The sequence below is a fragment of the Pseudomonas sp. RC2C2 genome, from assembly GCF_018390435.1.
Taxonomy (GTDB): Bacteria; Pseudomonadota; Gammaproteobacteria; order Pseudomonadales; family Pseudomonadaceae; genus Aquipseudomonas; species Aquipseudomonas donghuensis.
Genome location: NZ_JAHBAX010000001.1, coordinates 499,004 through 518,698 on the forward strand (window position 1 = coordinate 499,004; position 19,695 = coordinate 518,698).

A 19,695-nucleotide genomic window follows, 5' to 3' on the forward strand; every position below is an offset into this window, starting at 1 on the left:
GGGTTCTTGCACAAAAAAGGGCGAGGTCCATCACTGGAACACGCCCTGGAATACGATCGGAACCTTCACCGGCGTAACGGCCAGGTGAAGGTTCCGGTTCAGCGCATCAGTTCGCGGCCTGGCCTTCAGCCAGGAAGAACCAGGTCTCAAGGACCGAGTCCGGGTTCAGCGAGACGCTTTCGATGCCCTGTTCCATCAGCCACTTGGCCAGGTCCGGGTGATCGGATGGGCCCTGGCCGCAGATGCCGATGTACTTGCCCGCCTTGTTACAGGCCTGGATGGCGTTGGCCAGCAGCTTCTTCACCGCAGGATTTCGCTCATCGAACAGGTGCGCGATGATCCCCGAGTCGCGGTCCAGGCCCAGGGTCAGCTGGGTCAGGTCGTTGGAACCGATCGAGAAACCGTCGAAGAACTCGAGGAACTCTTCGGCGAGGATGGCGTTGGACGGCAGTTCGCACATCATGATCACGCGCAGGCCGTTGTCGCCACGGGCCAGGCCGTTTTCGGCGAGCAGGTCGACGACCTGGCTGGCCTCGCCCAGGGTCCGCACGAACGGCACCATGATCTCGACGTTGGTCAGGCCCATCTCGTTGCGTACGCGCTTGAGGGCGCGGCACTCGAGCTCGAAGCAGTCACGGAAGGTTTCGCTGATGTAGCGCGAAGCACCGCGGAAGCCCAGCATCGGGTTTTCTTCTTCCGGCTCGTAGAGCTTGCCGCCGATCAGGTTGGCGTATTCGTTGGACTTGAAGTCCGACAGACGCACGATGACCTTCTTCGGCCAGAACGCCGCAGCCAGGGTGCTGATGCCTTCGACCAGTTTCTCGACGTAGAAGCCGACCGGATCGTTGTAACCGGCAATGCGCTTGTCGACGCTCTCTTTCAGCTCGGCGGGCAGGCCGGCGTAGTTGAGCAGCGCCTTGGGGTGCACGCCGATCATGCGGTTGATGATGAATTCCAGGCGCGCCAGGCCGACACCGGCGTTGGGCAGCTGGGCAAAGTCAAAGGCGCGGTCCGGGTTACCGACGTTCATCATGATCTTGAACGGCAGCTCCGGCATGGCGTCGACGGAGTTCTTGCGCACGTCGAAGCCCAGCTCGCCTTCGAAGATCAAGCCGGTGTCGCCCTCGGCGCAGGACACGGTCACGCCCTGGCCATCCTTGAGCAGCTGGGTGGCGTTGCCGCAACCGACAACCGCCGGAATACCCAGTTCACGGGCGATGATCGCCGCGTGGCAGGTACGCCCGCCACGGTTGGTAACGATGGCGCTGGCGCGCTTCATCACCGGTTCCCAGTCCGGGTCGGTCATGTCCGAAACCAGTACGTCGCCGGGCTGGACCTTGTCCATCTCCGAGACGTCCTTGATGATCCGCACCTTGCCGGCGCCGATGCGCTGGCCAATGGCCCGGCCTTCGACCAGCACAGTGCCGGTTTCTTTCAGCAGGTAACGTTCCATGACGTTGGCCTGGGCGCGGCTCTTCACGGTTTCAGGACGGGCCTGAACGATGTACAGCTTGCCATCGTCACCATCTTTGGCCCATTCGATGTCCATCGGGCACTTGTAGTGCTTCTCGATGATCATCGCCTGCTTGGCCAGCTCGCTGACTTCGGCGTCGGTCAGGCAGAAACGGGTGCGGTCGGCCTTGTCGACATCGACGGTCTTGACCGAGCGACCGGCCTTGGCCTCTTCGCCGTAGACCATCTTGATCGCCTTGCTGCCCAGGTTGCGGCGCAGGATCGCCGGGCGGCCGGCTTCCAGGGTGCCCTTGTGCACGTAGAATTCGTCGGGGTTGACCGCACCCTGCACGACGGTTTCACCCAGGCCGTAGGCGCCGGTGATGAACACCACGTCACGAAAGCCCGACTCGGTGTCGAGGGTGAACATCACGCCGGCGGTGCCGGTTTCGGAGCGGACCATGCGCTGCACGCCGGCCGACAGGGCCACCAGCTTGTGGTCGAAGCCCTGGTGTACGCGGTAGGAAATGGCACGGTCGTTGAACAGCGAGGCGAATACTTCCTTGGCGGCGCGGATGACGTTGTCGACGCCGCGGATGTTCAGGAAGGTTTCCTGCTGGCCGGCGAACGAGGCGTCCGGCAGGTCTTCGGCGGTGGCCGAAGAGCGCACGGCCACGGCCATGTTCGGGTTGCCCTGGGACATTTCGGCGAAGGCGCTGCGGATTTCGGCGTTCAGGCGCTCGGGGAACTCGGCTTCCATGATCCACTGACGAATCTGCGCACCGGTCTTGGCCAGAGCGTTGACGTCGTCAACGTCCAGCGCATCGAGGGCGGCGTGGATCTGTGCGTTCAGGCCGCTCTGCTCGAGAAAGTCACGATACGCCTGAGCCGTAGTGGCAAAGCCGCCGGGGACCGAGACACCGGCGCCCGCGAGGTTACTGATCATCTCGCCGAGGGATGCGTTCTTGCCCCCCACATGCTCTACATCATGGACGCCGAGCTTATCGAGGGAAACTACGTACTCTACCAAGGTGATCTCTCCACTAACTGTGTTGGAAAAGCTCAGGTCGCCCGCCTGCCAGCTCTGGCTTGGCCGGGCGCTTGTGGCCTGGACCTGGAAAATAAGTGAGAATGCCGAACGCAGTGTTCGGTAAACCGAACCTATCATATCCAAGATTCGTCACCAGCTTAAGGCCCAAGGCGCAAATGAAACGATCTGCTTTCTTTATCTCCGATGGCACCGGCATTACCGCCGAGACGCTGGGACAAAGTCTTCTAGCGCAGTTCGATACCATTCCGTTCAATAAATTCACGCGTCCGTACATCGACAGCGTAGAAAAAGCGCGTGCGATGGTACAACAAATCAATAGCGCCGCTGAAAAGGACGGCGTCCGTCCGATCATCTTCGACACCATCGTCAACCAGGATATCCGCGAGGTGCTGGCCACCTCCAACGGTTTCATGATCGACATTTTCTCGACCTTCCTGGCCCCGCTGGAGCAGGAGCTGACTGCCCATTCCTCGTATTCGGTGGGCAAATCCCACTCGATCGGCGGCAACTCCAACTATATGGAACGCATCGAGGCGGTCAACTTCGCCCTCGACAACGACGACGGCGCGCGCACCCACTACTACGACAAGGCCGACCTGATCCTGGTCGGCGTGTCGCGTTGCGGCAAGACCCCGACCTGCCTGTACATGGCCATGCAATTCGGTATCCGTGCGGCCAACTACCCGTTGACCGAAGACGACATGGAGCGCCTGCAACTGCCCCAGGCCCTGAAGAACCACCAGCACAAGCTGTTCGGCCTGACCATCGACCCCGACCGCCTGACCGCCATCCGCCACGAGCGCAAGCCCAACAGCCGCTACGCAAGCTTTGCCCAGTGCGAGTTCGAGGTACGTGAAGTGGAGAACCTGTTCCGCCGCGAGAACATTGCGCACATCAACTCCACGCATTTCTCCGTGGAAGAGATTGCGGCGAAGATTCTGGTCGAGAAAGGTGTAGAGCGAAGGTTCAAATAAAATTCTCCGGCCTCATCGCGGGTCAAGCCCGCTCCCACAGGTACAGCACGATCCACCCTGTGGGAGCGGGCTTGACCCGCGATGAGGCCGGGACAGGCACAAAAAAAGCCCCGGCAAATGCCGGGGCTTTTTCATTTCAGCTCACGCTCAGGACGGCATCACCGTTGCCTGGCCACTCAAGGCCAGGTCCACCAGCTCGCGGTTGGCCACCGCGTACATGGCGTAGTCGGTACCGGTCGCCGCGCGCAGCTCGTCGAGCATGGCACGCCAGCGCTCGACCATGACCCGGTGCTGGTTCAGCCACAGGGCCACGCGGGCGTCCATGTCCTCCGGCGCATCGTCCATCTGCAGCACCGAGATGGTGATCGCCCGCTGCTGCAGGTCGATATCATCGCGGAAGGCTTCGCGGGCCAGGGCCTGCCAGTTGTTTTCCACCGGCAGGTTGCTGATTTCCTGCAGGTACCAGGTCAGGTCCAGGGCACTGCCAACGGCGAAGAAGGCCTTGGCCACTTCGGCCGGGTCCTGGCCGGTGACGTCGGACGCTTCGATGATCGGCAACAGGGTGTACAGGTGCGTGGTACCGGCCACCATGCGCGCCAGCAGCTCCGGAACGCCGGCGTCGACGAAGCCCTGGTAACGGGTCATCCAGCGCTCGCGGGTCGGCCCTTCGAGCAGTTCGTCGAGCTTCAGGCCCAGTGCGGCGATCTTCGGCCCGAAGTGCGCCACGTCACGACCAGCATCCTGCTCGTTGCGACGGCTACGCAGGAACCAGCGGGTCGCGCGGCGGCCCAGGCGCATCAGCTCGTCCATCAGGGTCAGCTGGATTTCCGCCGGGACCTGATAATCCAGGGCCTCGATCTGACGGAACCAGTGCGGCAGGTGGAAGATGTCACGCACGATCACATAGGCACCGGCGACATTCGCCGGGCTCATGCCGGTGGACTCTTTCAGACGCTGAACGAAGGTGATGCCCATGTTGTTGACCAGATCGTTGGCGATCTGGGTGCTGACGATCTCGCGCTTCAGGCGATGGCGGCGCATGGCCTCGGCAAACTTGCTCACCAGCGACGGCGGGAACGCGGTTTCCATGTCGCGGGTCAGGTAGTCGTCATCCGGCACCAGCGACTTGAGCAACTGCTCCTTGAGGTCGATCTTGCTGTAGGAGATCAACACCGACAGTTCGGCACGGGTCAGGCCCTGGCCGGCCGCCAGGCGCTCGGTCAGTTGCTCTTCGGTCGGCAGGAACTCGATGGCACGGTCCAGCTTGCCGCGGCCCTCAAGATCGGCCATCAGGCGCTTGTATTCGGCGATGCGCTCCTTGGCCCGACGTGCAGCCAGCGACAATGCCTGGGTCTGCTTGTAGTTGTTGCCCAGCACCAGGCCGGCCACTTCGTCGGTCATGCTGCCCAGCAGCTGGTTGCGCTGCTTCTCGGTCATGTCGCCGGCCTGCACCACTTCGTTGAGCAGGATCTTGATATTGACCTCGTGGTCGGAGCAGTCCACACCACCGGCGTTGTCGATGAAGTCGGTGTTGGTCGCACCGCCGTTCAAGCCGAACTCGACCCGGCCCAACTGGGTCATGCCGAGGTTGCCGCCCTCGCCCACCACCTTGCAACGCAGCTCGTTGCCGTCCACACGCAGGGCGTCGTTGGCCTTGTCGCCGACGTCGGCGTGGGTTTCTTCACTGGACTTGACGTAGGTACCGATACCGCCGTTCCACAGCAGGTCGACCGGCGCCTTGAGCAGCGCGTTGAGCAGCTCGGTCGGGGTCAGCTTGTCGGCTTCGATGGCGAAGCGCTCTTTCATCTGCGGGGTGATCGCGATGCTTTTCGCGCTGCGCGGGAAGATCCCGCCGCCTTCGGACATGATGCTGGTGTCGTAGTCGCTCCAGGCCGAACGCGGCAGATCGAACAGGCGCTGGCGCTCGGCAAAGCTGCTGGCAGGCTCCGGGTTCGGGTCGATGAAGATGTGCAGGTGGTTGAACGCCGCCACCAGTTGCAGCGTGTTGGACATCAGCAGGCCGTTGCCGAACACGTCACCGGCCATGTCGCCAACACCGACCACGGTGATCGGGTCTTCCTGGACATTGATGCCGCGCTCGCGGAAGTGCCGCTGCACGCCGACCCAGGCGCCACGGGCAGTAATGCCCATCTTCTTGTGGTCGTAACCGGCCGAACCACCGGAGGCGAACGCATCGCCCAGCCAGAAGCCGTAGTCGATGGCAATGCCGTTGGCGATGTCGGAGAAAGTCGCGGTGCCTTTGTCGGCGGCCACCACCAGGTACGGGTCATCGTCGTCATGACGCACGACGTTGGCCGGCGGCACCAGGGCGCCGTCCTTGAGGTTGTCGGTGATGTCCAGCAGGCCGGAGATGAAGATCCGGTAGCAGGCGATGCCTTCGGCCTGGATATCATCGCGGCTGCCGCCCAGCGGCAGGCGGCGAGGCAGGAAACCGCCCTTGGCGCCGACCGGCACGATCACCGAGTTCTTCACCTGCTGGGCTTTTACCAGGCCCAGCACTTCGGTACGGAAGTCTTCCTCGCGGTCCGACCAGCGCAGGCCGCCGCGGGCGACGTTGCCAAAGCGCAGGTGCACACCCTCGACCCGTGGCGAGTAGACGAAGATTTCGAACTTCGGCACCGGTTTGGGCAGCTCGGGGATCAGCTTGGGGTTGAACTTGAAGCTGAAGTACGACTTGTTATGACCCTGGTCATCGGTCTGGTAGAAGTTGGTGCGCAGGGTGGCCTTGATCAGGTCCAGGTAGCGACGCAGGATGCGGTCTTCGTTGAGCACCTGAACGTCGTCCAGGGCAGTCAGGATGGCCTGTTCCAGACGCTGCTGCTTGTCGTCGAGGTCGTCGCTGGTGAGCTTGCGCGCCAGGTAGAAGCGGGTCTTGAACAGCCGGGTCAGCTCGCGGGCGATGTCGGTGTGGTTGTTCAGGGTGCTGGCGATGTAACCCAGGTCGAAGCCCAGGCGGATCTGCTTGAGGTAACGGGCGTAGGCACGCAGCAGCGCCACGTCGCGCCACGGCAGGCCGGCGGTCAGTACCAGGCGGTTGAAGGCGTCGTTCTCGGCATCGCCATTGACGATGTGCACGAACGCATCCTGCAGGGTGTCGTTGAGCTGCTGGATGTCGAGGTTTAGGCCTTCGGCGGCGGTGAAGGCAAAGTCATGAATCCAGTACTCGCGGCCATTGGCATGGCGCAGACGGTACGGGAACTCGCCGAGCACGCGCAGGCCGAGGTTTTCCAGGATGGGCAGCACGTCCGACAGCGCCAGCGGCGTATCGGCGTGGTACAGCTTGCAGTGCAGTTGCTGTTTGCCGGCCTGGGTCAGCGGCTGGTAGAAGCTCATCACCAGCGGCTTGCGCTCGGACAGGGTCAGCAGGTGCTGCATGTCGACCACTGCCGAATGGGCGGCGAAACGCTCGCGGTAACCGGCCGGGAAGCCTTTCGGGAAGTCGGCCAGGACGTTAGTGCCCTGGGCCTCGCCGAAGCTTTCGACGGTCAGGCTGGCGTAGTCGTCCTGCCACGAACGGCAGGCCTGGATCACTTCGTTTTCCAGTTGCTGCGGGTCGATGTCGATGCGGTTTTTCGGGTCGACACGCAGGATCAGCTGGACGCGGGCCAGGACCGACTCGGAGAAGAAGGTCCAGAACTCGCAGTCGCTGGCCTTGAGGCGCTCCATCAGCACATGCTGGATCTTCTGCCGCACTTCGGTGGAGTAGATGTCGCGCGGCACGTAGGCCAGGCAGTAGCAGAAGCGCCCGTACGGGTCCTTGCGCAGGAACACGCGAATCTTGTTGCGCTCCTGGATCTGCACGATCGACATGACGGTGCTGAACAGCTCGTCGACCGGGGTCTGGAACAGGTCGTCACGGGGCAGCACTTCGAGAACCTGGGCCAGTTCCTTGCCCAGGTGCGCCTTGGGGTCGAAATGCGAGCGGCGCTCGACTTCGGCGACCTTGCCGCGGATGTACGGGATCGCGCGTACGCTTTCGCCGTACACCGAGGAGGTGTACAGGCCCATGAAGCGGCATTCCTTGATGACCTTGCCGTCGGCGTCCAGCTGGCGGATCGACACGTAGTCCGGGTAAGCCGGACGGTGTACGCGGCTTGGGTGCGCGGCCTTGGCGAAAGACAGCAGCAGCGGCTCTTGCAGGTAGTTGACGGCGTAGTCTTCGATGCGCAGGTCTTCAGCGGTGAGGCCGGCGCGCAGCAGCCGGGTCAGGCCGAGGAACGACTGCTCGTCGTACTGCAGCTGACCGCCCTGGGCGTCGCCATGCACGACGAATTCTTCGTAGCCGAGGAAGGTGAAGTGGTTGCCCAGCAGCCACTCGAGGAACGCCTTGACCTCGGCCTTGTCATTTTGCGCCGGGGCGTAGGCGATCTGCTCGACCAGCGCCACGACCTCGCGCAGCTTGACTTTCATCGGCTCGAAATCGGCGACGGCGACGCGCACTTCAGCCAGCACCTGCTCAAGCTCGTGGGTCAGCAGGTTGAGTTCGGCGGAGTTGGCGCAGCGGTCGATCTCCAGGTACATCAGCGACTCTTGCAGTACGCCTTCGCCCTGGGTGCCCTTGGGCAGGATTTCCAGCAGCTCGCCCTTCGGCCCGCGACGCACGCTCAGGACAGTGGTCTGCAGGGTGTGGATGCTGTAGCCGCGGCGGTTGAGCTCGGTGCGGACCGAGTCGACCAGAAATGGCAGGTCATGGTGCAGGACTTCGACCGCCGTGTGGGTCGACTGCCAGCCATGGCGCTCGTAATCGGGGTTGTAGACGCGAACCTGAGGCTGGGTGTGATCGAAACGCTCGATGATGCGCCAGGCAGAGAGGGTGCAACCGGCCAGGTCCGACATACGGCGCTGGGTAAGTTCGTCCAGAGAGATGATGCCGAAGAACTGTTCGGCGAACAGCGCCACTTGTGGCAGTGCCTGTTCGCTGATGTGCTGCGCCAGGGCCGCTTGCAGTTGATGCTGGAAGTCGGCTTTGCTGGCTGCGGTGAAAAACGCCATCTGTGGTACTCCGCTTGGGCTTTATTATTGAGTGAAGCGTCGCGCGCGTCCGCCGTTTACGGATCAACGATAGCCAACCCGTAGCAGGAGGACGGTAAAACCATAGAAACAGGCGCTCGATGTGACCTGTAAGTCACATCTTCCCGCTCCACGGATGGGCATCTGCAAAAACGACTGCCAGACGGGCTGTGTCTTTACGGGTGTCCATCGACAGCGCAGCTTAACGAGTGCCCGCCCGCCCCTGCTTGCGATGCTGCGACATATTCGGTCATTGAGGTGCAACCGCACGTTTATCCACCGGCCGAAGACTGGCAGAATCCTCTTTCAACTTACTGATCGAGCCGCTCATGCAACTGAAAACCGCCCTGCTCTTCGCCACCCCCTGCGATGATGAAGAAGACAACATGGCCACCCTGTGCTGCCACAGCGACAAGGGCCAGATGTTTCTCATGACCCGCTATCCGGACGAAGACACGGTGGACATCACCCTGGATGACGAGCCAAGCACCCTCGACGGCCTCAAGGTCAGCCTCAGCGCCAAGCGTTTGCTGATCGAGGTGGCGCCAGGCGATGCCGATGTGTTCAAAGGCGACGATCACCTGGAGATTACCCTGACCTCCGACGGCACCGACCTTGCCGAGGTCGAAGAAACCCTGCAGAACATCCTCAAGGGCACCGGCACCTACGTCAGCGAGCTGTAATCGCCCACGCGGTTTCTTGACAAGGAACCGCCGCAAAAGGCATTGTCTGACAACCTGATTAATGAGCCACCCTTCATGCTTGAGCTTCAGCGCCCCGATACCCTGGTCGAACGGGTTGTCGGCGCCATCCGTGCCGAAATCGATTCCGGTCGCCTGGCGGCCGAATCGCGCCTGCCCACCGAACAGCAACTGGCCGAGCAATTGAACGTCAGCCGCTCGGTGGTGCGCGAGGCCGTGGCTCAGCTCAAGGCTGACGGGGTGCTGATCGCCCGCCGTGGCCTGGGTTCGTACATCTCGCAAACCCCGACCGGCACGGTGTTCCGCTTTCCTTCTGCGCAAGGCCGCAGCCCGGACCTGGTGCAAATGTTCGAAGTGCGCCTGTGGATCGAGACCCAGGCCGCCTCGGTGGCTGCCCAGCGCCGCGATGCCGCCGACCTTGCGCGCATGAGCAAGGCCCTGCAGGAAATGCTCGACAAGCGCAGCGACTTTGCCGTGGCCGCCGCAGCTGATGTCGAGTTCCACCGCGCCATCGCCGAAGCCAGCAAGAACGATTACTTCGTCGCCTTCCATGATTTTCTCCGTGGCCAGCTGGCCGCTGCCCGCCGTACTGCCTGGGAAAACTCCGCGGCGCATTCGGTGGGCGGCTCGGCCGATGCCCATCGTGAGCACCAGGCGCTGTACCAGGCTATCGCCGATGGCGACCGGGCTGGTGCTGCAGCTTGCGCCGAAGCGCACCTGCGGGCGTCGGCCAAACGCCTGAAACTGGACCTGCCGAGCATCGACTGAACCCGCGTATTTAACGGGCGCCGATAGATAGCGCCCTTTTGTTTGACCTACTTAGTCTGACAACCTGATAAGCAGACTCTCTGATAAGAACAAACCAAGGTGACACCTGCATGATCTACGACTACTGCATCATCGGCGGCGGCATCGTCGGCCTTGCCACCGCCATGGCGCTGCTGGAACGCCAACCGGGCGCTTCGTTGCTGATCCTGGAAAAGGAAAGCAGCCTGGCCAAGCACCAGACCGGGCATAACAGCGGCGTGATCCACGCGGGCATCTACTACGCCCCGGGCAGCCTCAAGGCCGACCTGTGCAAGCGCGGCGCCCAGGCCACCAAGGACTTTTGCACCGAGCACCAGATCAAGTTCGAGGTCTGCGGCAAGTTGCTGGTGGCCTCCACGCCGCTGGAAGTCGAGCGCATGCACGCCCTGTACCAGCGCTCGCAACAGAACGGCCTGAAGGTCGAGCAGCTGGATGCCAAAGAGCTGCAACGGCGCGAGCCGAACATTATCGGCCTCGGCGGCCTGTTCCTCGATGCCACCGGCATCGTCGACTACACGCAGGTCTGCGAAGCCATGGCCCGGGTGATCCAGAGATTCGGCGGCGAAGTGCATCTGCAGACCACCGTGCGGGCCATCGTCGAAACCGCCGACAAGGTCACCATCAGCAGCGACGACAAGGTCTGGAGCGCGCGCCAGCTGGTCGCCTGCGCCGGCCTGCAATCCGACCGCCTGGCCACCCTGGCCGGGGTCAAAATCGACCACCAGATCATCCCCTTCCGCGGCGAATACTTCCGCCTGCCAGCGGCCAAGAACGACATCGTCAACCACCTGATCTACCCGATCCCCGACCCGGAGCTGCCGTTTCTCGGCGTGCACCTGACGCGGATGATCGACGGCAGCGTTACCGTCGGGCCCAACGCCGTGCTCGGCCTTGGCCGGGAGAACTACCGCAAGTTCTCGGTGAACTGGCGCGACGTGGCCGAGTACGCACGCTTTCCGGGGTTCTGGAAAACCCTCTGGAACAACCTCGGTTCCGGCACCGCCGAGATGAAAAACTCGTTGTTCAAAAGCGGCTACCTGGAGCAGTGCCGCAAGTACTGCCCATCGCTGAATGTCGAAGACCTGCTGCCCTATGAAGCCGGCATCCGCGCCCAGGCGGTGATGCGCGACGGCACCCTGGTGCACGACTTCCTGTTCGCCGAGACCCCGCGCATGGTGCACGTCTGCAATGCCCCGTCACCGGCGGCCACCTCGGCCATCCCGATCGGCCAGATGATCGCCGAAAGGATCTTCAACGCCCGCTGAACCCTGCTGCACACCTAACTACAAAGACAAAAAAGGAAACCTCAGATGTCGGTACATGAGGCGGCTGCGGCCGCGACCGAAACCCCGGAACAAAAACGCAAGCGCCTGCGCAAGGTCGCCGCCGCGACCATCTTCGGCTCGATGCTGGAGTGGTACGATTTCTACCTGTACGCGACCATGGCGGCGATCGTCTTCTCGAAGATCTTCTTCGACCCGAGCAACCCGGCGGTGGCGTCGCTGCTGGCGTTTTCAACCTTTGCCATCGGCTTTATCGCCCGCCCCTTCGGCGGTGTGCTGTTCGGCTACCTGGGCGACCGCTTCGGGCGCAAGCAGGTGCTGGTCATCACCTTCTGCATGATGGGCGTGTGCACCACCCTGATCGGCTTGATCCCAAGCTACGCCTCGATCGGCATCTGGGCACCGATCATCCTCGTGCTGGTGCGCATCATCCAGGGCCTGGGCGCCGGCGCCGAGCTGTCTGGCGCGGCAGTGACCTCCTACGAGCACGCCAGCGAAGGCAAGCGTGGCAGCCAGGGCGCCTGGCCGGCACTGGGGCTGAACCTGGGCCTGCTGCTGTCGTCGCTGACCGTCTACCTGCTGACCATGAACGGCAACGAGTTCCTGCTTTCCGGTGGCTGGCGCATCCCGTTCATCTGCAGCATCGTGCTGGTCGGTGTCGGCCTCTGGGTGCGTAAAAGCATCCCGGAAACCCCGGACTTCAAAGAGCTCGACAAAACCCCGGCCAAAAACCAGGAATCGCCGCTCAAGCTGCTGTTCAGGAACGACCTCAAAGGCCTGGCCGTGGTGTTCTTCGTGGCCATCGGCTACAACGCCCTGAGCTACATTTTCAAGACCTTCTCGCTGGCCTACCTGACCCAGTACAAGGGCGTCGAAGCCCATGTCACCTCGCTGTCGGTGACCATCGCCAGCCTGGTTGCCATCATTGCCGTGCCGTTCTTCGGCTGGCTGTGCGACAAATGGAGCAGCAAGACCGTGCTGATGCTCGGCGGGATGTTCTCGGTGCTGTTCGCCTACCCGTTCCTGAGCCTGCTCAACACCGGCGAGCCGATGATGATCTACCTGGCGATTGCCATCGGCACCGGCATCCTCGCGCCGATGATGTTTGCCCCGCAGGGTTCGTTCCTCAGCCGCCAGTTCCCGACCCAGACCCGCTCTTCGGGCTTTGGCACCGGGCGCGAGATCGGCACGGCGGTGGCGGGCGGCCTGGCACCGCTGGGTGGCCTGGCGCTGGTGGCCAATTCGGCCACTCACTCCACCGATGGCGTGGCGCTGATCCTGGTGGTAGCGGCGGTATTGGTGGTGGTGTTTGCCCTGTGCGACCAGGGGCGCAAGCATTCCAGCTTCAAGAACTGAGTGCCCGGCAAGGCCAGCTCCCACTGGGTCAGCGCGATCCCTGTGGGAGTTGGCGTTGCCGACGATGGGCTGCGCAGCAGCCCCTGACTTTGCGATTTGAACAAATTTCCCTGCTGCCGTTAGTCGCCAGCCCTCCGGATGGATTAAAGTATCAGCCCCCGCCCGGGCGCTTTTACGCCGCACGCCCTGGCTTATTTCCAGGAACCTTCAACGATGGAACACCGTGAGGCGCTGATCGCGCTGCGCACCTTTCTTTCAACCCAGATCCTGGGCCAGGAAAAACTCGTCGAGCGCTTGCTCATCGTCCTCCTCGCCGACGGCCACATGCTGGTAGAGGGCGCCCCGGGCCTGGCCAAGACCAAGGCCATCAAGGAACTGGCCGAAGGTGTCGAAGCCGAGTTCCATCGTATCCAGTTCACCCCCGACCTGCTCCCTGCCGACATCACCGGCACCGAGATCTATCGCCCGGAAACCGGCAGCTTTGTGTTCCAGCAAGGGCCGATCTTTCACAACCTGGTACTGGCCGACGAAATCAACCGCGCCCCGGCCAAGGTCCAATCGGCGCTGCTCGAAGCCATGGCCGAGCGCCAGGTCAGTGTCGGGCGCAGTACCTACGAGCTGTCGCCGCTGTTCCTGGTGATGGCCACGCAGAACCCGATCGAACAGGAAGGCACCTACCCGCTGCCCGAAGCCCAGCTCGACCGCTTCCTCATGCACGTCAAGATCGGCTTCCCGGATGCCGCCGTCGAGCGGCGCATCCTCCAGCAGGCCCGTGGCGAAGCGCTCAATGGCGAGACCAAGCCGGAGCGCCGGGTCAGCCAGCAAGCGATCTTTGCCGCGCGCAAGGAAATCCTCGGCCTGTACATGGCCGATGCGGTGGAGGAATACCTGGTGCAGCTGGTCATGGCCACCCGCACTGCGGCCAAGTACGACCTGGAACTGGCCGACTGGATCGCCTACGGCGCCAGCCCGCGGGGCTCGATTGCCCTGGACCGCTGCGCGCGGGCCCATGCCTGGCTTGCCGGGCGCGACTTCGTCAGCCCCGAAGACATCCAGGCGGTGCTGTTCGACGTACTGCGCCACCGCATCATTCTTTCCTTCGAGGCCGAGGCCGCCGGGATTGACCAGGACCGGGTGATCCAGCGCATCCTCGACGTCGTCGCCGTCGCCTGAGCCCATGCCCAATCGCCTGCTGGCCGCGCCCGGAATCCGCATCAGCCTCACCGAGCTGATCGAGATGCGTCACCGCGTGCGCGAAGTGCAACTGTTCTCCCGGCCGGGCCAGCGCAGCCCGCTGGTGGGCCTGCACCACTCGAAACTGCGCGGACGCGGGGTCGACTTCGACCAGGTGCGGGTCTACCAGGCCGGCGACGATGTGCGCAACATCGACTGGCGGGTCACCGCGCGCACCCAGGAGCCGCACACCAAGCTGTTTCATGAGGAACGCGAGCGGCCGATCTTCATTCTCGTCGAACAGAGCCAGCGCCTGTTCTTCGGCTCGGGACTGATGTTCAAGTCGGTGCTCGCCGCCCAGGCCGCGGCGCTGATCGGCTGGGCCGCCCTGGGCCACAACGACCGCATTGGCGGCCTGGTGTTCGGTGACAACGAGCACTACGAGATCAAGCCACGGCGCAGCAAGCAGAGCCTGTTGCAACTGCTCAACCGCCTGGCGCGGGTCAACCAGTCGCTGCATACCGAAGCCGTGCCCCAGGCCGACAGCCTCGGCATTGCCCTGCGCCGCGCCCGTGAAGTGCTGCGCCCCGGCAGCCTGGCGATCATCATCTGCGACGAGCGGGCGCTGACGCCTGCGGTCGAACAACAGCTGAGCCTGCTTTCGCGCCATTGCGACCTGCTGCTGTTGCCGCTGTCCGACCCGCTCGACCACGCCCTGCCCGCCGCCGGCCTGTTGCGCTTTGCCCAGCGCGGTGCGCAACTGGAGCTCGACACCCTCGACCCGACCCTGCGCAAGAGCTACCGCCAGCAAAGCGAAGCGCGCATCGAGCGCTGGGAACTGCTGGCGCAAAAGCTGCGGGTGGTGTTGATGCCGTTGAGCACCCAGAGCGAAATGATCGAGCAACTGCGCGAGTACCTCAACGCGCAACGACCGGGGAAAACCTCGTGAACCCGCTCGATCAGTTGCAACCCTTGATCACCCCGACGCCGATCGGCTGGTGGCCGCTGGCCCCGGGCTGGTGGGCACTGCTGTTGCTGCTGCCCCTGCTGGGTTGGGGCCTGTGGCGGCTGCGCCACTGGCGCCCGGGCAAAAAAGCCATCGTGCGCGCCGAGCTGCCCCTGGACCCGGTACGCATCGAAGCCCTGGCCGAACTCGCGCGCCTGCCCAAACCCTACGACGGCGCCCCGGCCGGTGCCTGGCTGCAGCAGATCAACGCCCTGCTCAAACGCCTGTGCCGCAACCATTATCCGGGCAGCCACAGCCATACCCTCAACGGTCGCCAATGGCTGGCGTTTCTCGATAACCGCTGCCCGGCCGCCGGCCTGACCCGCTGGATGGTGCTGGTCGAAGGCGCCTACAAACCCGAATGCAAACTCGACGACAAAGCCATCAACGGCCTCAACCAGTCGGTCGAAACCTGGATCCGCAAACATGTTTGAGCTGGCCTGGCCGTGGGTCTTCATACTGTTGCCGCTGCCCTGGCTGGCGCGCCTGCTGCTGCCGGCCGCCGACAGTGGTGAGCCGGTGCTCAAGGTCAGCTTTCTCGATGAACTCGAAGGCCTGGCCGGGCGCCGCGCGCGCCTGAACCTGCCGACCTGGCGCCAGCAGGCGCCGTTCGTGCTGGTGTGGCTGTTGCTGCTGTTTGCCGCCGCCCGCCCGCAATGGCTGGGCGAGCCGTTACCGGTGGCCGCCAGTGGCCGCGACCTGCTGGTGGCGGTGGACGTCTCTGGCTCCATGGACTTTCCCGACATGCAGTGGCAAGGCGACGACGTCAGCCGCCTGACCCTGGTCAAGGCCCTGCTCGGTGATTTTCTTGAAGACCGCCAGGGCGATCGCGTCGGCCTGATCCTGTTCGGCAGCCAGGCCTACCTGCAGGCCCCGCTGACCTTCGACCGGCGCACCGTACGTACCTTCCTCGACGAAGCGCAGATCGGCATCGCCGGCAAGAACACCGCCATCGGCGACGCCATTGGCCTGGCCCTCAAGCGCCTGCGCCAACGTCCGGCACAGAGCCGGGTGCTGGTGCTGGTCACCGACGGCGCCAACAACGGCGGGCAGATTCACCCGCTGACCGCCACGCGCCTGGCCGCCCAGGAAAACGTGCGCATCTACACCATCGGCATCGGTGCCGACCCGGAACAAACCGGTACCGCCGGCTTGCTGGGCATCAACCCAAGCCTGGACCTGGACGAAGCCTCGCTCAAGGAAATCGCCGAGCTCACCGGTGGCAGCTACTTCCGCGCCCACGACGGCGAAGAACTGCATGCCATCGGCGAAGCGCTCGACCGCCTGGAACCTGTGGCCCAGCAGCCGACCCAGGCGCGCACCGCCCAGCCGCTGTACAGCTGGCCGCTGGCCTTGGCCTTGGTGCTGAGCCTGCTGCTGGTGATCGAGCAGCAATGGCCGGACAACCTGCTGCAGCGCTTGCTGCGCCGCCCGCGCTTCTTGCAGCCGCACCCGGAATGGCGTCAGCGCCTGCAACGGCTGCGCTTGAGGAGGCGCCGATGAGCGAATTGTGGCCGCAATGGCTGCGCCCGCTGTGGCTGCTCGTCCTGCCGCTGCTGGCCTGGCTGCTATGGAAGCTGTGGCACCGGCAAAAACGCGCCGGGCGCTGGCAGATGATCCTGCCACCGGCCTTTCATGCCGTGCTGCTGGGTGGCGGCAGCGGCCGCGACAGCAAACTGCCGTGGATCGCCCTGGGCCTGGCCTGGTTGATCACCGTGCTGGCCCTGGTCGGGCCCAGCTGGCAACGCCTGGAAGATACCCGCCAGCGCCCGGCCGACCCGCTGGTGATCCTGCTTGAGCTGACCCCGCAGATGCTCGCCGACGACGCGGCGCCAACCCGCCTGGAACAGGCCCGACGCAAGATCCTCGACCTGCTCGAGCACCGCCGCGACAGCCAGACCGCGATCATCGTCTATGCCGGCAGCGCCCACACCCTGGTGCCGCTGTCCGACGACCTGGCCACCAGTCGCAATCTGCTCGAAGCCCTGGATCCTGCGATCATGCCGCAAGCCGGGCAGCACGCCGACCTGGCCGTGCGCAAGGGCCTGGCCCTGCTCGCTCAGGCCGGCCTGGGCCAGGGCCGCCTGCTGTTGATCGGCTCCTCGCTCGATGCCCAGGAACGCCAGGGCATTGTCCAGGCCCTCGGCCGCCAGGGCCCGAGCCTGCTGATGCTCGGCGTCGGCAGCGCCGAGGGGGCGCCGGTCAAGCAGGCCAACGGCGAGTTCCTCAAGGACGACCAGGGCGGGATCCTCCTGCCGCGCCTGGACAGCGCCAGCCTCAAGGCTTTTATCAACAGCACCGGCGGGCGCTACCGCAGTGCCCGTATCGACGACCTCGACCTACGCGGCCTGCGCCTGTTCGACAACCCGCGCAGTCTGCGTGACGATGGCCAAACCGTACAACTCGACAGCTGGGCCGACCAAGGCTACTGGCTGTTGCTGCCACTGTTGCTGCTGGCCGCGTGCGCCGGCCGTCGCGGTTGGTTGTTCTGCCTGCCGTTGCTGCTGGCCGTGCCGCAGCCCAGCCACGCCTTCGAGTTCAACGACCTGTGGCTGCGCCCTGACCAGCAAGGCCAGCGCCTGCTTGAACGGCAACGTCCGGCCGATGCCGCCCGGCACTTCGCAGACCCGCAGTGGAAAGGCCTGGCGCTGTACCAGGCCGGCGACTTCAACGGCGCCGCCCGCCAGTTCGCCCAGGGCAACAGCGCCGCCGACCATTACAATCGCGGCAACGCCCTGGCCCGCAGCGGTGAACTGGAAGCGGCGCTGGATGCCTACGAGCAGGCCCTGGAACGCCAACCGGAACTGCAACCGGCACTCGTCAACAAGGCACTGGTCGAACAACTGCTGCAACAACGCCAGGCCGAACACGCACCCGAGCAACCGCCGGAAGACAACCCGCAGAGCAACCCCAACAGCAGCAGCGATACTGCTAGCAGCTCGCAGAACGCCCAGGACCAGGCTGCGGCAAAACCTGCGCAGGATCCGGATGAAGCGGCCAAGGCCGAGGACAGCAGCAGCGAGCAGGCGCAGAACAGCGCCAGCGGCGCTGACGACGATGACACTACCCGGCCGCCCCAGCGCCCGGCTGACAGCAGCCTCGATGCCGAACAGCGCCAGGCCCTGGAACAATGGCTGCGACAGATCCCGGACAACCCGGCCGAACTGTTGCGGCGTAAATTCTGGTATGAACAGCAACAACATCAGGAAACCCATCGATGAGTCGCGTTTGCGTCCTGGTCTTCAGCCTCTTTCTCGCCCTGCAGGTGCAGGCAGCGGCGCTGCTCGCCAGTGTCGACCGCACACGCCTGAATGCCGGCGAAACCCTTGAGCTGACCCTCGAGACCCAGGACGTCACCCAGTTCGGCAAACCCGACCTGACGCCGCTGCAGGCCAACTTCGAAGTACGTGGCACGCGCCAGGTCAACAGCCTCAACAGCCTTGACGAGAGCAGCGCCAACACGCGCTGGATCATTACCCTGCTGCCGCGCCAGAGCGGCAGTGTGGAAATTCCCGCCCTGCAGCTGGGCGAAGTGCGCAGCCAGCCGATCAGCCTGCAGATCCAGGCCAACGAGGTCAGTCGCGAAAACCAGGGCCCGGTGTTCATCGACGCCAGCCTCGACCAGCCGCAAGTCTACGTCCAGGCCCAGGCGGTGCTGACCCTGAGCATCTACCACTCGGTACCGCTGTACGACGACAGCAGCCTCAGCCCGCTGCAACTGGACAACGCCAGGGTCGAGCCGCTGGGCGAGTCGCGCACCTTCGAGAAACTCATCGACGGCGTGCGCCACGGCGTGATCGAAATGCGCTATGCGATCTACCCCCAGCAGAGTGGCGACCTGAAAATCCCGGCCCTGAACTTCAGCGCCACCGCTGCCCAGAACGATGCCGAGCAGGAGCTCAACACCCCGCGCGCCGGCAAGCAGGTGCAGGTCAGCTCGACGCCGCTGGTGCTGACAGTCGACCCGATCCCGGCCGACTACCCGGCCAATGCGCCCTGGCTGCCGGCCAACAGCCTGACCCTGGAAGAACACTGGAGCCCGGACCCGGCCCAGCAGCAGACCCAGATCGGCGACTCGCTGACCCGCACCGTGATCCTCCAGGCCGAGGGCTTGTCCAGCGCCCAGCTGCCACCGCTGCCGGGCACCGAAGTCACCGGCCTGCGCCGCTACCCGGACCAGCCGCAATTGCGCAACCAGGTCAACGACCGTGGCCTGCTCGGTGTGCGTGAAGAGCGCGAAGCGCTGGTGCCGACCCACAGCGGCCGGCTGGAACTGCCGAGCCAGGAAGTGGTCTGGTGGAACACCCGCGAAGATCACCTGGAACGCAGCAGCCTGCCCGCTCGTAGCCTGCAGATCGAGGACAACCCGGCGTTGAGCGCCGACAAACCGGCCAGCGTCGATCCGGTCACAGTGCAAACCCACCTGCTCTGGCCCTGGCAACTGAGTACCCTGGTACTGGCCCTGACCACCCTGCTGGGCTTTGCCCTGTGGTGGCGGGCGCGCTCGCAACCGGCGGTGCTGCGTGCGGCGCAAACCGGGCCGAGCCCGCGCACCCTGCTTGATGACCTCAAGCGCGCGTGCCAGGCCAACGACCCCCAAGCCACGCGCCAGGCCCTGGATGCCTGGGCGCGTCAGCAACCGGAAACCCTGGCCGAGATGGCCGCACGTTTCGTGCCGCTGTCCGATGCCCTCGATGGCCTCAACGGCGCGCTGTACAGCGAAAGCGGGCAGTATTGGCAAGGTGAAGAATTATGGCGGGCCATTGGCACCATCCCGGCCGCCGAGCAGGTCCAGCCTGCGCAAAGCGAGAGCGGCAGCCTGCCGCCGCTGTACCCCAAATAACCTCAAGGCGTGGCGCCC

At 64.3% G+C, this 19,695-nt stretch carries 13 protein-coding genes; 11 read left to right on the forward strand and 2 right to left on the reverse strand.

Annotation, left to right across the window (positions count from 1 at the left end; all coding sequences use genetic code 11):
- Positions 1–106: 106 nt before the first annotated feature.
- Positions 107–2,482 (reverse strand): phosphoenolpyruvate synthase, encoded by a 2,376-nt coding sequence (gene ppsA, locus KHO53_RS02250; protein WP_010223311.1) that lies wholly within the window; start codon positions 2,480–2,482, stop codon positions 107–109.
- A gap of 176 nt (positions 2,483–2,658) precedes the next feature.
- On the opposite strand from ppsA, the gene ppsR reads away from it, so the two are divergent.
- A complete protein-coding gene (gene ppsR, locus KHO53_RS02255) occupies positions 2,659–3,477 on the forward strand; it encodes a posphoenolpyruvate synthetase regulatory kinase/phosphorylase PpsR (protein ID WP_036996439.1) in 819 nt (272 codons plus the stop codon).
- 147 nt (positions 3,478–3,624) lie between these two features.
- Here ppsR and KHO53_RS02260 read toward each other — a convergent pair whose 3' ends face one another.
- A complete protein-coding gene (locus tag KHO53_RS02260; RefSeq protein WP_100782026.1) occupies positions 3,625–8,490 on the reverse strand; it encodes an NAD-glutamate dehydrogenase in 4,866 nt (1,621 codons plus the stop codon).
- Between the two features lie 347 nt (positions 8,491–8,837).
- Between KHO53_RS02260 and KHO53_RS02265 the strand changes: the two genes are divergently transcribed.
- The 10 genes from KHO53_RS02265 to KHO53_RS02310 all read left to right on the forward strand — a co-directional run bounded on the left by KHO53_RS02265 (position 8,838) and on the right by KHO53_RS02310 (position 19,677).
- Positions 8,838–9,191: a hypothetical protein gene (locus KHO53_RS02265; RefSeq protein WP_010223306.1), complete on the forward strand. Its 354-nt coding sequence runs from the start codon at positions 8,838–8,840 to the stop codon at positions 9,189–9,191.
- Positions 9,192–9,266: 75 nt separating this feature from the next.
- A complete protein-coding gene (locus KHO53_RS02270; protein ID WP_010223305.1) occupies positions 9,267–9,977 on the forward strand; it encodes a FadR/GntR family transcriptional regulator in 711 nt (236 codons plus the stop codon).
- A 110-nt stretch (positions 9,978–10,087) separates the two neighbouring features.
- Positions 10,088–11,281, forward strand: a complete 1,194-nt coding sequence (gene lhgD / locus KHO53_RS02275; RefSeq protein WP_213569929.1) for an L-2-hydroxyglutarate dehydrogenase — start codon at positions 10,088–10,090, stop codon at positions 11,279–11,281.
- Between the two features lie 45 nt (positions 11,282–11,326).
- Complete coding sequence (locus KHO53_RS02280; protein ID WP_036996443.1) at positions 11,327–12,655, forward strand: MFS transporter; 1,329 nt, start codon at positions 11,327–11,329, stop codon at positions 12,653–12,655.
- 213 nt (positions 12,656–12,868) lie between these two features.
- On the forward strand, positions 12,869–13,828 hold the full coding sequence (locus KHO53_RS02285; protein ID WP_010223302.1) for an AAA family ATPase: 960 nt from the start codon (positions 12,869–12,871) through the stop codon (positions 13,826–13,828).
- A 4-nt stretch (positions 13,829–13,832) separates the two neighbouring features.
- Positions 13,833–14,777 (forward strand): DUF58 domain-containing protein, encoded by a 945-nt coding sequence (locus KHO53_RS02290; RefSeq protein WP_100782028.1) that lies wholly within the window; start codon positions 13,833–13,835, stop codon positions 14,775–14,777.
- On the forward strand, positions 14,774–15,268 hold the full coding sequence (locus KHO53_RS02295; protein ID WP_036996444.1) for a DUF4381 domain-containing protein: 495 nt from the start codon (positions 14,774–14,776) through the stop codon (positions 15,266–15,268). Before KHO53_RS02290 ends, KHO53_RS02295 begins: the two co-directional genes overlap by 4 nt.
- On the forward strand, positions 15,261–16,337 hold the full coding sequence (locus KHO53_RS02300; protein WP_213569930.1) for a vWA domain-containing protein: 1,077 nt from the start codon (positions 15,261–15,263) through the stop codon (positions 16,335–16,337). The genes KHO53_RS02295 and KHO53_RS02300 overlap by 8 nt, the downstream gene beginning before the upstream one ends.
- On the forward strand, positions 16,334–18,055 hold the full coding sequence (locus KHO53_RS02305) for a VWA domain-containing protein (RefSeq protein WP_036996445.1): 1,722 nt from the start codon (positions 16,334–16,336) through the stop codon (positions 18,053–18,055). Before KHO53_RS02300 ends, KHO53_RS02305 begins: the two co-directional genes overlap by 4 nt.
- Positions 18,052–19,677, forward strand: a complete 1,626-nt coding sequence (locus KHO53_RS02310) for a BatD family protein (protein ID WP_100782029.1) — start codon at positions 18,052–18,054, stop codon at positions 19,675–19,677. Before KHO53_RS02305 ends, KHO53_RS02310 begins: the two co-directional genes overlap by 4 nt.
- The last annotated feature ends 18 nt before the right edge of the window (positions 19,678–19,695 follow it).

Excerpts from the sequence above, each read along its gene's own strand:
- KHO53_RS02305 (WP_036996445.1), top strand. The coding sequence starts at position 16,334 with ATGAGCGAATTGTGGCCGCAATGGCTGCGCCCGCTGTGGCTGCTCGTC.
- KHO53_RS02285 (WP_010223302.1), top strand. The coding sequence starts at position 12,869 with ATGGAACACCGTGAGGCGCTGATCGCGCTGCGCACCTTTCTTTCAACC.
- KHO53_RS02300 (WP_213569930.1), top strand. The coding sequence starts at position 15,261 with ATGTTTGAGCTGGCCTGGCCGTGGGTCTTCATACTGTTGCCGCTGCCC.
- KHO53_RS02290 (WP_100782028.1), top strand. The coding sequence starts at position 13,833 with ATGCCCAATCGCCTGCTGGCCGCGCCCGGAATCCGCATCAGCCTCACC.
- KHO53_RS02260 (WP_100782026.1), bottom strand. The coding sequence starts at position 8,490 with ATGGCGTTTTTCACCGCAGCCAGCAAAGCCGACTTCCAGCATCAACTG.
- KHO53_RS02270 (WP_010223305.1), top strand. The coding sequence starts at position 9,267 with ATGCTTGAGCTTCAGCGCCCCGATACCCTGGTCGAACGGGTTGTCGGC.
- ppsR (WP_036996439.1), top strand. The coding sequence starts at position 2,659 with ATGAAACGATCTGCTTTCTTTATCTCCGATGGCACCGGCATTACCGCC.
- KHO53_RS02265 (WP_010223306.1), top strand. The coding sequence starts at position 8,838 with ATGCAACTGAAAACCGCCCTGCTCTTCGCCACCCCCTGCGATGATGAA.
- lhgD (WP_213569929.1), top strand. The coding sequence starts at position 10,088 with ATGATCTACGACTACTGCATCATCGGCGGCGGCATCGTCGGCCTTGCC.
- KHO53_RS02310 (WP_100782029.1), top strand. The coding sequence starts at position 18,052 with ATGAGTCGCGTTTGCGTCCTGGTCTTCAGCCTCTTTCTCGCCCTGCAG.
- KHO53_RS02280 (WP_036996443.1), top strand. The coding sequence starts at position 11,327 with ATGTCGGTACATGAGGCGGCTGCGGCCGCGACCGAAACCCCGGAACAA.